Consider the following 15,150-nt stretch of genomic DNA (forward strand, 5'->3'; position numbering starts at 1 on the left):
CGTGGGTAAAGAGGCATACCGGGATGATCTCACCCCAAGTAGCGGAACGGGACGGTTCGGGTGACATTGGCAGGGTTCGAGGCCGGGCCCCGACCAGCGGCCGGCCGCTCTCGAAAGGTGCGAGCCATGGCGGGCAACGATCTCGGCAGCCTTCTCGGTGGACTTCTGAAGGGTGCGGGCGGAGGGGGCCAAAGCGGTTCCGGCAGCGGCAACATCCTGGGCGCGCTGCTCTCGGCCCTCGGCGGCAGTCAGGGCGGCGGGAGTGCCGGAAGCAATCCGCTGGGTGGGCTTCTCGACATGCTCACCAAGTCCGGGCTGGCCGCGCAGAAGGACTCCTGGGTCGGTACCGGGCAGAACCAGTCCGTCACCGGCGCACAGATCCAGCAGGCGCTGCCCGACGAGACCTTGCAGAAGGTCGCCGAGCAGGCCGGTGTCACCCCGGAGCAGGCCGCGAGCGACCTTGCGCAGACCTTGCCCCAGGCCGTCGACAAGCTCACCCCGGAGGGGCAGGTGCCGCAGGCGGCCTCGCTGGAGGAACTGGTCCGGCAACAGTCCCCGTGAACGTCTCGGTGGGCGGGCGCCGCGCACCCGTGCCGGACGGGCTGATTAGGCTGGATGAACCAAGAGCCGTATATCAGCGAGGAGCTAAACCGTGGCGGTACGAGCGGTTCGGGGCGCCGTCCAACTGGACAAGGACGAGGCCGGGCACATGGACGAGCAGGTCGGAGCGCTGCTCACGGCCGTCCTGGAGCGGAACGGCCTCACCGCCGAGGATCTGATCAGCGTCTGGTTCACGGCCACGCCCGATCTGCACAGCGACTTCCCGGCGGCCGCGGCGCGCAAGCTCGGCAGCGGGTTCGCCGACGTGCCGCTGATCTGCGCGCAGGAACTCGACATAGAGGGCGCGATGCCGCGGGTCGTCCGTGTCCTCGCGCACATCGAGTCCGACCGGCCCCGCGCCGACATCGCGCACGTGTACCTCGGTGCGGCGGCCGCGCTGCGCAAGGACATCGCGCAGTGAGGACCGCGCTCGTCATCGGCACCGGGCTCATCGGTACGTCCGCCGCGCTCGCCCTCGCCTCGCGCGGAGTCGTGGTCCACCTCGCCGACCACGACCCCGAGCAGGCGCGTACGGCCGCCGCGCTCGGCGCCGGTACCGACGAGGCGCCGGACGGGCCCGTCGACCTCGCGATCGTCGCCGCGCCGCCCGCGCTGGTGGCCGGGGTGCTGGCCGACGCGATGCGGCGGGGGGTGGCCCGGGGTTACCTCGACGTGGCCAGCGTCAAGGGCGGTCCGCGGCGGGAGTTGGAGTCGCTGGGGCTCGAACCGGCGGTGATGTCCAGGTACATCGGCTCGCATCCCATGTCCGGGCGCGAGAAGTCGGGTCCGCTGGCGGCGACCGGTGACCTCTTCGAGGGCCGCCCGTGGGTGTTGACGCCCACGCGTGACACCGACACCGAGGTGTTGAACCTCGCCCTGGAGCTGGTCTCGCACTGCCGTGCGGTGCCGGTCGTCATGGATGCGGATGCGCACGACCGGGCTGTGGCGCTGGTCTCCCACATGCCTCATCTGGTGTCCAGCATGGTCGCCGCGCGGCTGGAGAACGCCGAGGAGGCCGCCGTACGGCTGTGTGGGCAGGGGATTCGGGATGTGACCCGGATCGCCGCGTCCGATCCCCGGATGTGGATCGACATCCTTTCCGCGAACCCGGGGCCCGTCGCCGATCTGCTCACCGATGTCGCCGGGGACCTGGAGGAGACGGTTCGGGCGTTGCGTGCGCTGCAGTCCGCCGATGACGGCAAGCGGCGGGAAGGTGCGGGCGGGATCGAGGACGTGCTGCGGCGGGGCAACGCTGGGCAGGTCCGGGTGCCCGGCAAGCACGGGTCCGCTCCGCGGGTGTACGAGGTTGTGGCTGTGCTGATCGACGACCAGCCGGGGCAGTTGGCCCGGATCTTCGCGGATGCGGGGATGGCGGGGGTCAATATCGAGGATGTGCGGATCGAGCACGCTACGGGGCAGCAGGCGGGGCTTGTGCAGTTGATGGTGGAGCCGAAGGCCGCGCCGGTGTTGACGGCGGGGCTGCGGGAGCGGGGCTGGGCGATCCGGCAGTAGGTGGGTGCGGGGTGTGTGGGGGCGGGCGTCTTCTGGGGGCTGCGCCCCCAGACCCCCGTCGGCCCTGAAGGGGCCTCGTCCTCAAACGCCGGACGGGCTGAGAATCGCCTGCCCGCGTCAAGCGGTAACCGTCCGGCCGGACGAGTGACGTGAACCCAGTAACCTTGTCCGGGGCGCACTCGCGACCCCGCCCCGCTCACCACCCCGCACCAGGAAGGTGTCCTCCCGTGGAAAACGGCGCCGCCCGGACCGCCCCGGCAGTGATTGTCGCCATCGACGGCCCCTCCGGCACGGGCAAGTCGAGCACGTCGAAGGCCGTCGCCTCGCAGCTCGGGCTGAGCTATCTGGACACCGGCGCCCAGTACCGGGCGATCACCTGGTGGATGGTGAACAACGGGATCGACCTCACCGACCCGACCGCGATCGCGGACGTGGCAGGCAAGGCGGAGATCATCTCCGGTACGGACCCGGCGAACCCGACCATCAGCGTCGACGGTGTGGACGTGGCCGGACCGATCCGTACCCAGGAGGTCACCTCCAAGGTCAGCGCGGTCAGCGCGGTGCCCGAGGTGCGGGCGAAGATCACCGAGCTGCAGCGGTCGCTGGCCGCCCATGCCGAGCACGGCATCGTCGTCGAGGGGCGGGACATCGGTACGACCGTGCTGCCCGACGCCGACCTGAAGATCTTCCTCACCGCTTCCCCGGAGGCGCGTGCCGCCCGCCGCAGCGGTGAGCTGAAGGGCGCCGACGTACAGGCGACCCGTGAGGCGCTGCTGAAGCGGGACGCGGCCGACTCCTCGCGCAAGACCTCGCCGCTCGCGAAGGCGGACGACGCGGTCGAGGTGGACACCTCCGACCTCACGCTCCAGCAGGTCATCGAGTGCGTCGTCACCCTCGTCGGGGAGAAGCGGGCAGCGAAGTGACCGCACCTACGGAGCGCGGCGCCGAGATCGGGCGGCGCATCGGCGTCGGCCTGATGTACGGGCTGTGGAAGCCGCGTGTGCTGGGTTCCTGGAAGGTTCCCGCCACCGGTCCGGTGATCCTCGCCGTCAACCACTCGCACAACATCGACGGCCCCATGGTCATCGGTGTGGCACCCCGCGCTTCGCACTTCCTGGTCAAGAAAGAGGCGTTCGTGGGGCCGCTCGGACCCTTCATGCGCGCCGTCGGACAGCTGGAGGTGGACCGGTCGACCGCCGACCGTACCGCCGTCACGCGGGCGCTCGACGTGCTGAAGGGCGGCGGGGTCCTCGGGATCTTCCCCGAGGGCAGCCGCGGTGAGGGCGACTTCGCCGCGCTGCGCGCCGGGCTCGCCTACTTCGCGGTCCGCGGCGGCGCCCCGATCGTGCCGGTGGCCGTGCTGGGCAGCGCCGAGAAGCGCGGACGACTGATAAAGGCGCTGCCCCCGCTGCGCTCCCGCGTCGACGTCGTCTTCGGCGACCCGTTCGACGCGGGCGACGGCTCCGGCCGCCGTACGCGCAAGGCACTGGACGAGGCCACCGAGCGCATCCAGAAGCAGCTGGCCGCCCACCTGGACGACGCCAGGCGCCTCACCGGGCGCTAAGAGACACTTGAGTAGTGGATCACCCGAAATCCGGGGGTTCCACCGATCACCACGATGAACGAGGTACCGATCTTCATGAACGACCAGATCCAGCCCGACGGCTCCGGCGAGGAGCACGAGCACGGGGCGCTCGGCGACGCCGAGTACGCGGAGTTCATGGAGCTCGCCGCCGTAGAGGGCTTCGACATCGAGGACGTCGAGGGCGCCATCGGCGAGGCGGGACACGGGCCGCTGCCCGTCCTCGCCGTCGTCGGCCGGCCGAACGTCGGCAAGTCGACTCTCGTCAACCGCATCATCGGCCGCCGCGAGGCCGTCGTCGAGGACAAGCCCGGTGTCACGCGGGACCGTGTGACCTATGAGGCGGAGTGGGCGGGCCGCCGTTTCAAGGTCGTCGACACCGGTGGGTGGGAGCAGGACGTCCTCGGGATCGACGCCTCCGTGGCCGCCCAGGCCGAGTACGCGATCGAGGCCGCCGACGCGGTCGTCTTCGTCGTCGACGCCAAGGTCGGCGCGACCGACACCGACGAGGCGGTCGTACGGCTGCTGCGCAAGGCCGGGAAGCCCGTCGTGCTGGCGGCCAACAAGGTCGACGGTCTGAGCGGTGAGTCCGACGCCTCTTACCTGTGGTCCCTGGGGCTCGGCGAGCCGCACCCCGTTTCCGCGCTGCACGGGCGCGGCACCGGCGACATGCTGGACGCCGTCCTGGAGGCCCTCCCGGAGGCGCCCGAGCAGACCTTCGGCACCGCCGTCGGCGGGCCCCGCCGGATCGCGCTGATCGGGCGGCCGAACGTCGGCAAGTCCTCGCTGCTGAACCGGGTGGCCGGCGAGGAGCGCGTCGTCGTCAACGAGATCGCGGGTACGACGCGTGACCCGGTCGACGAACTGATCGAACTGGGCGGTATCACCTGGAAGTTCGTCGACACGGCGGGCATCCGCAAGCGCGTCCACCTCCAGCAGGGCGCCGACTACTACGCCTCGCTGCGCACCGCCGCCGCCGTCGAGAAGGCGGAGGTCGCGGTCATCCTGATCGACGCCTCCGAGTCCATCTCGGTGCAGGACCAGCGCATCGTCACCATGGCCGTCGAGGCGGGCCGCGCCATCGTCCTCGCCTTCAACAAGTGGGACACCCTCGACGAGGAGCGCCGCTACTACCTGGAGCGCGAGATCGAGACCGAGCTCGCCCAGGTCTCGTGGGCGCCCCGGGTGAACGTCTCGGCGCGCACCGGCCGCCACATGGAGAAGCTGGTCCCGGGCATCGAGACCGCCCTGGCCGGCTGGGAGACGCGGGTCCCGACGGGCCGACTGAACGCGTTCCTGGGCGAGTTGGTCGCCGCCCACCCGCACCCGGTCCGCGGCGGCAAGCAGCCCCGCATCCTCTTCGGCACCCAGGCCGGCACCAAGCCCCCGCGCTTCGTGCTCTTCGCCTCCGGCTTCATCGAGGCCGGTTACCGCCGCTTCATCGAGCGCCGCCTCCGCGAGGAGTTCGCCTTCGAGGGCACCCCGATCCACATCTCGGTCCGCGTCCGCGAGAAGCGCGGCAAGAAGAAGTAGCCGCAGCCGTACGGCCGTTCACGGTCGTTCATGGTCGTTCTACGACGAAGAGGGCGGCCCCTGTCTCCACAGGGGCCGCCCTCTTCGTGTGCGTGCGTGCCGCGTCAGATGCCCCGGCGCGGGCCGGGCGGCAGGGCCGCCGGGATGTGGTGCATCCCGGTGTGGCCGTGCTGTTGCTGCTGCTGCCCGGCGTGGCCGAGCTGCCCGACGCGCTGCCACTGCGACTGCTGCCGGGCGCTGTAGGCCCCCGCGCTGTACGCGCTGTACGAACCCCCGCCGAGTGAACCCCCGCCGAACGAACCGCCGCTGAACGAGCCCGTGCTGTGCGGGCTGTGCCCGAAGGCGGTGAAGCCCAGCTCCTCCTCGCCGCTGCGGTCACCCGGCAGCGAGCGGAAGGTCTTGACCCACTCCGAGTAGAGCCGGTCGTAGATCGGCGTGGCCGAGGGGCCGCCGGGGCTGTCCTGTGCCGATCGCGAGGACGGGATCGACTGGTAGGGCCGGCTGCGGGGAACGTCGTATGTGTGCACGTATGTCCAAACGACGCGTGACCTGAAGGGATGCGGCTCAGGTGCCCGCGAGCGGGAGCGCGGAGCCGACCAACTGGCCGTTCGCCGCGGCCTTGTCGAGGGCGCTGCGCAGCAGGTCCTCGCGGGGCTGGCGGCCGATCGAGCCGACCGGTGCCGCGAACATCAGCACCTGCTGGTGCTTGTTGGCGGCGGCCCTCCAGCTGTCGGTGACCTGGAGCGGCTGGTGCGCCTGCCACCAGGCCACCGGGGAACCGCCGTTGCTGCTCGGCTGGAGCACCGCGTGCAGCTGGCCCGCGGCGAGCAGTACCGACCAGCCGTGCAGCACGGGCGGCACGGTGGTGATCTCGCTGAGCGGCATGAAGCCCTGCTCGATCAGCAGCGGCAGGAAGTCGTCCCCGACGTCGGTCGAGCCGGGCCGCACGATCGGCGCGGTCGGCTCGACGACCAGGGCGGGGTGCAACTCCCCCGAGATCAGGACGAGTCCGCTGGTCACCCCGAGCACGGCCTGCTCGGGTACGGCCTTCTCCGGTGCGCCGGCCGGGGCGTGCGTGTTGCCGCTGATGGAGCGGACGGCGCCCTGCAGCTGCTCCTCGGTGACCTGGACGATCTGGGAGGGCAGGCAGGTGGCGTGGGCGAAGGCGAGGACGGCGGTCTCGTCGCCGATGAACAGGACGGTGCTGGTGCGCTCCTGATCGGAGTCGCCCTGGGTGCGGCACGACGTGCAGTCGTAACTGCCCGGGGCGTTGTCTCCGGCGAGCAGCCGGTCGGCTTCTTCGTCGCCGATCTCGGCGCGTACGTCGTCGCTGACGTCGAGCATGCGCGGCACGGGTGGCTCCCTCGGAATGCGGTGCCCGGTGGGTCCCGGGCTCATGCAGAAGACAACGGAGGATCTGTGGCGGGAGTCACGCTCCAGAGCGAACCGAATCGAACCAACCGAAGCGGACGGTCACAGTCGGTGCGGAATCGGACACTCCATGTCAACTCTGTGAGAGGTCAAGGGAGTTGGCCGCGTGAACCGAGTCACAGCACGTGTCGGCAACTGGTCGAAAAATCGTGAAATCAGCGAATGTAGTGGGTGGCCGAAAAGTGCCGATACCCGCGGTAACAGTGAACTGGCCTGCGGGGACGGGGAGTTGGTCGACATCGGCTCGTCCACCTCCGTACATTCCTCCGCCGTGTGCAACGAGCACCGCTCGGGACACGTCCGCCGGCCGAACAAGCCAGCAAGCAGCACCACTTCCGGCGGACGGGGAGGAGCGCGAGGACCACGTCGATGCGTGGGAGCCGCGAACCGCCTTGGGGGACCCCGGGTTGTTGGAGAGGGAACTACATGTCCGACTGTGCCGATACCACTCGCGAGAACGCACCCAAGGCTCACAAGGGTCAAGCGCGTACGACGGCGGTCCTCGCCGGGGCGGCCCTGCTCGCCCCCCTCGGACTGCTGGCCGCGAGCGGCAACGCCGCGGCGGCCGACAGCGGGGTGTGGGACCGCATCGCCCAGTGCGAGAGCGGCGGCAACTGGCACATCAACACCGGCAACGGCTACTACGGAGGACTCCAGTTCTCCGCCGGAACCTGGCGCGCCTACGGCGGTTCGGCCTACGCGGCCACCGCGGACCAGGCCTCCAAGTCCGCGCAGATCGCCGTCGCCAGCAAGGTCCAGCGGGCCCAGGGCTGGGGCGCCTGGCCGGTCTGCTCGGCACGGGCCGGAGCGAGCGGCAGCGCACCCGGGACCTCCTCCGGCACGGTGAGCGAGAAGTCGACGAAGAAGTCGTCCAGCGGATCCAAGTCCGAGTCGGCAACCGGGTCGACGAAGAAGCAGTCGACCAAGAAGGCGACCCCGTCGAAGCCCGCGCAGGCGCCGGCTCGCGGGACGAACAACGCCTCGCGCGGCACGTCCCGCGGCGACTACACCGTCCGCCAGGGCGACACCCTGAGCGCCATCGCCGCCCAGCACGGGACCACTTGGCGGAAGGTCTACGCCGCCAACAAGTCCGTCATCGGCGCCGACCCCGATCTGATCGTCCCCGGCCAGCAGCTCGACCTCTGAGCCGAGCCGCTCCCGCGCCGCCCCCGTCCGGTCCTCCGATCGGGCGGGGGCGCGCCCGTTACGCCAGTTCGGCAGCCTCGCCGCTGAACTCGACCCTCCCGCGCCGCAGTTCGTACACGATCGCCGCCCGGCCGCGCAGCACCGGCGGCAGCCGCTGCTCGGCCACGACCACGCACGCGTCCAGCCCGCCCAGCAGTTCGTACGTGTGCGCCGCGACCGCGGGCGACATGCCTTGGGCCGGTTCGTCCACGAGCACGACACGCGCGCGTGCCAGCAGGGCCCGGGAGAGCGCGAGCATCCGCTGCTCGCCGCCGGAGAGGGTGCCGGCCCGGCGGGGGAGCAGGGGGCGGAGCTGGGGATAGGCGTCGAGGGCGAAGCCGTATGCCGGTGCCGCGAGTTCGAGGTTCTCGTGGACGGTGAGGGACCCGAACACGGCCTGCCGTTCCGGCACCAGGCACAGTCCCCGGCGCGCTCGTTCGTAAGCGGGCATACGGGTCACGTCGGCGCCGTCCCACACCACCGCGCCGCCCGACAGCGCGACCGTACCGGCGAGGGCGCGCAGGGCGGTTGTACGGCCGGAGCCGTTGCGGCCCAGCAGGACGGTGAGCCCGCGGGTCGGGGCGGCGAGGGTGATGCCGTGCAGGGCTTCGAGGGGGCCGTAGCGCACGCGCGCGTGGCGGAGGGCGATGGTCATGCGGGTGCCTCGCGGGTGCGGGGTGTGTCGAGGACGTGGCCGGGCGGGCCGGAGGAGACGATGCGGCCCGCGGCCATCACATGGACCACGTCGGCGAGGTCGGCGACCAGATCGAGGTCGTGCTCGACGACGAGCAGGGCGGTGCCCTCGGCGGCCAGCGCCCTCAACACCAGGGTCAGCGCGGTGACTTCGGCGGTGTCGAGTCCGGCGGCGGGCTCGTCGAGCAGCAGCACGCGAGGGCCGCCGGCGAACGCCCGCGCCAGTTCGACCCGGCGCAGGGTCCCGGTGGGCAGGCCGGCGGCGGGCAGCGACCGTACGTCTCCGTCGAGCCCGAACAGCCGCAACGCCCGCTCCACGGCGCCGGGTTCGGTGACCCGGCCCTGCTCGGCCCCCACGTGCACGTTCTCGGCGACGGTCAACGAGGGGAACACGGCGAGCTGTTGAAAGGTCCGGGCGATCCCGAGCCGGGTGCGGGCGTGCGCGGGCAGCCGGGTGATGTCCCGTCCCTCGACCCGGACCTGCCCCCGCGCGGGCCGCACGGTCCCGGCCAGGCAGTGGAACAGGGTGCTTTTTCCGGCCCCGTTGGGCCCGACGACGGCGGTGACTTCCCCGGCCCGCACGACGAGATCGACTCCGTCGAGCGCGGTGAAGCCGGCGTAGCGGGCGTGCAGGGTGTGGGCGGTGAGGAGGGGTGGGGTGGTGCGTGGTCGGGGGAGGAGGGTGGTCGGTCCGGGCGTGGGCTCGGGGAGGCGCGGCCTCTCGGTGATCGCCGGTGGGTGCGCAACACCCGGCCCAGCAGCCTCCGTTGACCCTGTGCGCACATCCGCGGGTCGCAACCTCCTCCGCACTCCCACCCCCAACACCGTGAGCCGCACCCTCCGTTGAGGCCGCAGCCGCCCCGCCGCCACCCGCAACGCCTCGTACGGGCCCCCGGGAAACCGCCCCACGCACACCGCCAACACCCCGATCAGCGCCGCCGCCACCCCACCCCGCGCCCCCGCGTCCAGGCCGACCAACAAGGCCGCGGCCGCCAGCGCGCCCAGTGTGCTGTCGGCGCCGAGGACGACCACCGCGGCGAACCACAGCAGCCCCCGGACGGGGTCGTAGGCCGAGGGGTCGAAGGCGCGGACGCCCATGCCGAGCATGCCGCCGCCGAGGGCGGCCAGGGCGGCGCCCGCGACGAAGGCCAGGAGTTTCAGGGACGGGACCTGGACGCCCGCTGCCGACGCGCCCTGTTCGTGGTCGCGGAGGGCGGCGAGGGCGCGGCCCGTGCGGCCCCGGCGCAGGGCGTGGGTGGCCAGCAACGCGGCTGCCAGGAGCGCGAGTTCGAGGACGTAGTACGCGCGGTCGCCGTCGAAGCCCGACGGGCGGGCCAGTGACAGGCCCGACGTGGCGTACGGCTGGGCGAAGACGAAGCGGCTGACCCCGACGCCGACCGCGAAGGTCGCGAGGGCGAGGGACAGGCCGTGGCGGCTGATCGCGGGCCAGCCGGTCAGCAGGCCCAGGGGGGCGACCAGGACCATCGCCGTTGCCAGCGCGGCCAGTTCGGGGAGGCGCGGCAGGCCCGGGAAGCAGCCCGCCGCCAGCAACGCCGTGAACAGGGCACCCAGGCCCGCGTACGCGGCCTGTCCGAGCGCGAGTTGGCCGCCGCGTCCGGTGACCACCACCAGGGACAGCAACACCACGCCCAGCGCCGGGACTTGGACCGAGGTGTGCAGGTCCGAGCCCGCGAAGCCGAGGGGGAGGAGGAACAGCACCCCGGCCACGATCCAGGCACCGGGAGGCGTCGCGACCCGGGCCGTCGCCGTACGCGGGAGGGCGTCCCGGGAGCCGACACCGGGCAGCACCAGCGCCGCGACCAACAGGGCGACCACGAACAGGTTCGCGCCCGCCGCCTGCGACAACTCGCCTTCCCAGCCCGGCAGATGAAGCCGCGTCAACTGGCTCTGCCCGACGCCGATCCCCAGCGCCACCACCACCGCGACCGGCAGACTCCGCATCCGCGCGGCCACCGCGACCGCCACCACCTCCATGACGAGCAGCGGCAGACCGTACGGGTCCAGGCGTACGGACGGCGCGAGGAGCACGCCCGTCAGGCCCGCCGTGAACGACCCGAACGCCCAGCCCGCCGAAGCCACCCGGTCCGCGTCCACGCCACCCAGGACCGCGAGTTGGCGGTCGTCCACCACGGCCCGCAGCTCCCGCCCGAACCGAGTCCACCGGATGACCGCCCCAACTCCGGCGGCCAGCACGAGCACCACCGCCAACTGCCCCCAGGGATCGGCCGACACCAGCTCCGGTGCGTCGTCCCGCGCCCCCTGCCCCCACACCAGCGCGGCCCCGCCGACCAGCAGCACGAACACCCCGATGGACGCGACCAGCGTCTGCGCCGGATCGCCGCCGATGACCGCCAACGGCCGGAAGACGAACCGTTCCAGAGCCACCCCGATACCCGGCGCGAGGAACAGCAGCGTCACCACCGCGCCCAGCCACAACGGCCAGCCCCACCCCACCACGCACTGCCGCAGCACGTACGCGCAGACCATCGCGATCGCGCCGTGCGCGAAGTTGAGGACGCCGGTCGCCCGGTACGTCACGATCAGGCCGATCCCGGTGAGCGCGGCGGCGCTGCCGACGGAGAGACCGGCGAGGGTGAGGTCGTAGGTGAAGGAGGACATGGGGGCTTCAGTCGTCGGCTTCGGCGGGTTCGCAGATCGGGCAGGGGCTCAACTCGCCGTTCGCCACGAGCTTGGAGTCCACCGGCACCGCCTCCGGCTTCCCGGCGACCAACGGGCAGTCCGCGCGGTGCCACAACGTGCCGCCCGGCACCATCAGCAGGTCCCCGCTGACCGCCACGGGCGTCACGGCGGCCCGCGCGGACTCCTCCGCGTCGGCGGGCTCGGCGGCCACGAGAAGGCCGTACAGCTTCTCCACGCGGGCGGCGGCGAGGGCGGAGCGGCCGTGGGTGAGCAGGACCGCGGCGGCGACGATGAGCGCGGCGCCGGGGATCGTGCAGGAGGCCAGATAGGGGAGTTGGCGTTCCGCGTAGCGTTCGCCGGAGACGCCGTACCAGCCGATCACGCACAGGACGGCGCCCGCGGCGAGCGCGGCCCAGCCGGCCCACAGGGCGGGGTGCACGGTCCGCAGTCGGGCTGTCCGCATTTACGGCCCCCACACGTCGTGTGTCTGTCCATGCCGGCCAATGGCTTGCACTATGCCTTCTGACACCTGACCTGAAAACACCGGGCGAGCACGGCCCGGAACGACACCCGGCGGTGAGCCACATGGTTCTCGGGAGCGACCTCAGGCGAAGGAACACAAGGCGCTTGCGGGGCACGGTAGTTACGGCGGCCATGGTCCTCGTGCTCGGTCCGGTACTCGCTGCCTGCAGCGATGACAGCGGGGGCGGCAGCAGCGCGCCGCCGCCCACCCCGTCCGTCGAGCAGACGACGAGCGCCCCGGCGACCGCGCCCGCCGACCCGGCCGCCGCGACGACCCAGATCAAGGCCAACTGGAAGAAGTTCTTCGACCCGGCCAGCTCCAGCGCGGACAAACAGGCCGTCCTGGAGAACGGCGACAAGATGGGCCCGGTCCTCAAGGCCTTCAGCGGCGACAAGCGCGGCGGCCAGGTCCAAGCACTCGTCCAGAAGGTCGAGTTCACGTCGGCGACCCAGGCCACCGTGACCTACAGCCTCACCCTGAACGGCGCCACCGCCCTCCCGAACGCCTCCGGGACGACCGTCCAACAGGGCGGTACCTGGAAGGTGTCCGTCAACACCCTGTGCGCGCTGGTGGCGTTGAGCGGCGATGCCTCGCAGTCGCCCGGGTCGGGCTGCTGAGGCCGCTGCCGCGGTGCTGCTGCTCCTCGCGGGCACGGCCTGCGGCAGCCGCCTCCCGGAGAGCGACTTCGAGCACGGCAACTCCCGTACGCCCGCGCCCAGTAGCGGTACGCCGATCCTGGTCGGCATCATCACCAGCGCGACCAGCCCGGTCGGCGGCGACACCTTCACCGGCCCCCGCGACGGCGCCCAGGCGTACTTCGACCGCCTCGAAGCGCGCGGGGGCATCGACGGACACCCGGTCGAGGTGCGGCTGTGCGACGACGGCGGCAGCGGTGTCGGCAACAACGCGTGCGTGCACCGACTGATCGACGAGGACAAGGTCGTCGCCCTGGTCGCCACCACCGCCCTCGACTACGCGGGCGCCTCCCGCGTCTCCCACGCGCGCGTGCCCGACATCGGCGGCCAGCCCATCGGGCCCGCCTACGACACGTACCCGCACCTGTACGGCATCTACGGCAGCCTCGCGCCCCGCGTCGGCACCCCGGGCTGGGGCGGGCAGCTGTACGGCGGCACCGAGGTCTACCGGTACTTCAAGCGCGAGCGGGGTGCCCGTACCGCCGCCGTCGTGTCGTACAACCAGGCCGCGTCCGCCGCCTACGCCCGGCTCGTCGAACAGGGTCTGAAGGCCGAGGGGTACAAGGTCGTCACTGAGCAGGTGGACTTCGCGCTGCCCAACTTCCGCGCCGTGGCAGCGGACTTGAAGCAGCAGGGTGCCGACCTGGTCTTCGACGCCATCGACACGCACGGGAACGCCCAGCTGTGCGAGGCGATGGACGAGGTCGGCGCGAAGGTCATCGCCAAGGTGACGAACGTACAGAACTGGACATCCACCGTCCCGGAGGACTACAAGAACGCCCCGCGCTGCCGCAACGCCCTGTGGGCGACCGGGTCCAGCCGCGACTTCGACGACACCTCCCAGGCGGCCGTACGGGACTTCAGGGACGCGACGAAGGGGCTGAAGACGCATTCCCAGTGGCAGTTGGAGGGGTGGGCGGCGGCGATGTGGTTCACGGACGCGGCCCGGGCGTGTGCGAGAACGGGCGTCACGCGCGCGTGCATCGACGGGTTCATGAACCGGAGCGAGGACTACACCGCCGACGGGCTGTTGGTTCCCGTCTCCTTCGAGCGGCTCGCCGAACCGCCGAAGACACGCAGGACGTGTCTGTCCGTGGCCCGCTGGCAGGACGGCAAAGGGTGGGTCCCGCAGGGGGACATGAACCGCACGTGTTTCGAGGTGCCGCAACTGCCGTACCGCCCTTGACGCGGGCCGCCGCCTCTGACCCGGACCGTCCTTGATAGAGACTTCGACCATGTTGGAGACCTCGGCACGACTCCTGCGTCTGCTCTCGCTGCTCCAGGCCCACCGCGAGTGGTCCGGCGCCGACCTGGCCGACCAGCTCGGGGTCACCCCGCGTACCGTGCGCCGGGACGTGGACCGGCTGCGGGAGCTGGGCTATCCCGTCAACGCCAGTCCCGGCACAGGGGGTGGATACCAGCTGGGCGCGGGCGCCGAGTTGCCGCCGCTGCTGCTGGACGACGACGAGGCGGTCGCCGTGGCGGTCGGGCTGCGCACCGCCGCCGGGCAGGGCATCGAGGGCATCGGCGAGACCTCCGTACGCGCGCTCACCAAGCTCGAACAGGTGCTGCCGAGCCGGTTGCGCCGCCGGGTGGGTGCCCTCAACGCGTTCACCGTACCGATGCTCCACAACACGCTGCCGTCCGCCGTGGACCCGGCCGTGCTGACCGAGCTGGCCGCGCTGTGCCGGGACACCGAGCGGCTGCGGTTCGACTACGAGAGCCACGACGGCACCCCGACCCGGCGCAGTGTCGAACCGCACCGCCTGGTGTGCACCGAGCGGCGCTGGTACCTCGTCGCCTGGGACCTGGACCGCGAGGACTGGCGCACCTTCCGCGTCGACCGCATCACGCCCCGGCCGCCGCACGGGCCGCGCTTCACCCCGCGTGAGCCACCGGCCGAGGACCTCGCCGCGCACGTCTCGAAAGGGGTCTCCACGCGCGCGTACGCCTCGCACGCCGTCGTCCGGCTGCTCGTGCCCCTCCAGGAGGCGGCCGCGCGGATCTCACCGTCCGGCGGGACGCTGGAGGCCGACGGACCGGACGCCTGTCTGCTGCGGACCGGGGCTCCGAACCTCGATCTGATGGTGATCCACGTGATGATGATGGGCTTCGACTTCGAGGTCCTGGAGCCCGTCGAGCTGACCGAGCGGATCAGGACGGCCCGGGACCGGCTGTCCCGCGCGCTGGACCGGCAGGGCCGGGGAGCCCACGGCGATTCTGTGCTGGAACGGTGAAACTCTTATGCGGCGTCAGCTCCCGCCGTACCGCACGGAATCGGAATGGAAAGGGGCACCCAGCCGGTTCTCACGGCACTTTCCGCGGGGCTATTCGGGGAGCCGGACCGACATGAGGGAATTACGTTCGAATGCCTGCGGAAGGCGTACGGAACCGCTCATACGTGTGAGGGATGCCGAACAAAACACACGTCCTGATCCTGTGACAGAAGTGTGACCGGAGAGGGACGGAGAGAGCGCGAGAGGGGCTAGCGTGGCGGGCATGGCATCCATTCCGACTCCACCGGCAGAGCCCCAGGACAGTCCGAACAGCTATGTGGGCCTCGACGCGGCAGAGGCCGAGCGGCTCGCGCGGGAGCGCGGCTGGCCGACCGTGCGGTCGCTGCCGCCGGGGGCGATCATCACCATGGAGTTCCGCGTGGGACGGCTCAACTTCGAGGTCAGGGACGGCACGGTGGCGCGCGCCTGGAAGGGCTGAGCGCGGAGGTGACGAAGGCC

General features: G+C 71.7%; 16 protein-coding genes. 11 read left to right on the plus strand and 5 right to left on the minus strand.

Features of this window, described 5'->3' with window-relative positions:
- The first annotated feature begins 126 nt into the window (after positions 1-126).
- From OO69_RS42085 to der, 6 genes are all read left to right on the plus strand, one after another.
- Positions 127-561, plus strand: a complete 435-nt coding sequence (locus OO69_RS42085) for a YidB family protein (RefSeq protein WP_033286249.1) — start codon at positions 127-129, stop codon at positions 559-561.
- A 91-nt stretch (positions 562-652) separates the two neighbouring features.
- Positions 653-1,021, plus strand: a complete 369-nt coding sequence (gene aroH / locus OO69_RS42090) for a chorismate mutase (protein WP_033286250.1) — start codon at positions 653-655, stop codon at positions 1,019-1,021.
- Positions 1,018-2,112 (plus strand): prephenate dehydrogenase, encoded by a 1,095-nt coding sequence (locus OO69_RS42095; protein WP_033286251.1) that lies wholly within the window; start codon positions 1,018-1,020, stop codon positions 2,110-2,112. Before aroH ends, OO69_RS42095 begins: the two co-directional genes overlap by 4 nt.
- A gap of 227 nt (positions 2,113-2,339) precedes the next feature.
- Positions 2,340-3,035, plus strand: coding sequence for a (d)CMP kinase (gene cmk / locus OO69_RS42100; RefSeq protein ID WP_033286252.1), 696 nt, complete (start codon positions 2,340-2,342; stop codon positions 3,033-3,035).
- A 53-nt stretch (positions 3,036-3,088) separates the two neighbouring features.
- Entirely contained in the window at positions 3,089-3,676 is a 588-nt protein-coding gene (locus OO69_RS42105) for a lysophospholipid acyltransferase family protein (protein ID WP_390165486.1), read from the plus strand.
- A gap of 75 nt (positions 3,677-3,751) precedes the next feature.
- A complete protein-coding gene (gene der / locus OO69_RS42110; RefSeq protein ID WP_033286322.1) occupies positions 3,752-5,227 on the plus strand; it encodes a ribosome biogenesis GTPase Der in 1,476 nt (491 codons plus the stop codon).
- Between the two features lie 104 nt (positions 5,228-5,331).
- Here der and OO69_RS42115 read toward each other — a convergent pair whose 3' ends face one another.
- Both OO69_RS42115 and OO69_RS42120 read right to left on the minus strand, forming a co-directional pair.
- Positions 5,332-5,754, minus strand: a complete 423-nt coding sequence (locus OO69_RS42115) for a hypothetical protein (RefSeq protein ID WP_033286254.1) — start codon at positions 5,752-5,754, stop codon at positions 5,332-5,334.
- A 37-nt stretch (positions 5,755-5,791) separates the two neighbouring features.
- Positions 5,792-6,580 (minus strand): hypothetical protein, encoded by a 789-nt coding sequence (locus OO69_RS42120; RefSeq protein WP_033286255.1) that lies wholly within the window; start codon positions 6,578-6,580, stop codon positions 5,792-5,794.
- A gap of 504 nt (positions 6,581-7,084) precedes the next feature.
- On the opposite strand from OO69_RS42120, the gene OO69_RS42125 reads away from it, so the two are divergent.
- Positions 7,085-7,804 carry a transglycosylase family protein gene (locus OO69_RS42125; protein WP_033286256.1) on the plus strand — a complete coding sequence of 240 codons (720 nt, stop codon included), beginning with the start codon at positions 7,085-7,087 and terminating at the stop codon, positions 7,802-7,804.
- A gap of 58 nt (positions 7,805-7,862) precedes the next feature.
- Here OO69_RS42125 and OO69_RS42130 read toward each other — a convergent pair whose 3' ends face one another.
- Genes OO69_RS42130 through OO69_RS42140 form a run of 3 tightly spaced genes read right to left on the minus strand, consistent with a single transcriptional unit; the run spans position 7,863 to position 11,660 of the window.
- A complete protein-coding gene (locus tag OO69_RS42130; RefSeq protein WP_033286257.1) occupies positions 7,863-8,498 on the minus strand; it encodes an ATP-binding cassette domain-containing protein in 636 nt (211 codons plus the stop codon).
- Entirely contained in the window at positions 8,495-11,176 is a 2,682-nt protein-coding gene (locus OO69_RS42135; RefSeq protein WP_033286258.1) for an ABC transporter permease subunit, read from the minus strand. Before OO69_RS42135 ends, OO69_RS42130 begins: the two co-directional genes overlap by 4 nt.
- Positions 11,177-11,183: 7 nt before the next feature.
- Positions 11,184-11,660, minus strand: coding sequence for a hypothetical protein (locus OO69_RS42140; RefSeq protein WP_033286259.1), 477 nt, complete (start codon positions 11,658-11,660; stop codon positions 11,184-11,186).
- A 122-nt stretch (positions 11,661-11,782) separates the two neighbouring features.
- Between OO69_RS42140 and OO69_RS42145 the strand changes: the two genes are divergently transcribed.
- The 4 genes from OO69_RS42145 (at position 11,783) to OO69_RS42160 (ending at position 15,130) form a co-directional block, all read left to right on the plus strand.
- The gene (locus OO69_RS42145; protein WP_033286260.1) at positions 11,783-12,337 is read left to right on the plus strand and encodes a hypothetical protein; all 555 of its coding nucleotides are present in this window, start codon (positions 11,783-11,785) and stop codon (positions 12,335-12,337) included.
- A complete protein-coding gene (locus OO69_RS42150; protein WP_033286261.1) occupies positions 12,306-13,601 on the plus strand; it encodes an ABC transporter substrate-binding protein in 1,296 nt (431 codons plus the stop codon). Before OO69_RS42145 ends, OO69_RS42150 begins: the two co-directional genes overlap by 32 nt.
- Positions 13,602-13,650: 49 nt before the next feature.
- A complete protein-coding gene (locus OO69_RS42155) occupies positions 13,651-14,652 on the plus strand; it encodes a helix-turn-helix transcriptional regulator (RefSeq protein WP_033286262.1) in 1,002 nt (333 codons plus the stop codon).
- 262 nt (positions 14,653-14,914) lie between these two features.
- Positions 14,915-15,130 carry an I78 family peptidase inhibitor gene (locus OO69_RS42160; protein ID WP_033286263.1) on the plus strand — a complete coding sequence of 72 codons (216 nt, stop codon included), beginning with the start codon at positions 14,915-14,917 and terminating at the stop codon, positions 15,128-15,130.
- Positions 15,131-15,150: the final 20 nt, after the last annotated feature.

Source organism: Streptomyces sp. NRRL F-525 (genome assembly GCF_000716605.1).
Taxonomy (GTDB): domain Bacteria; phylum Actinomycetota; class Actinomycetes; order Streptomycetales; family Streptomycetaceae; genus Streptomyces.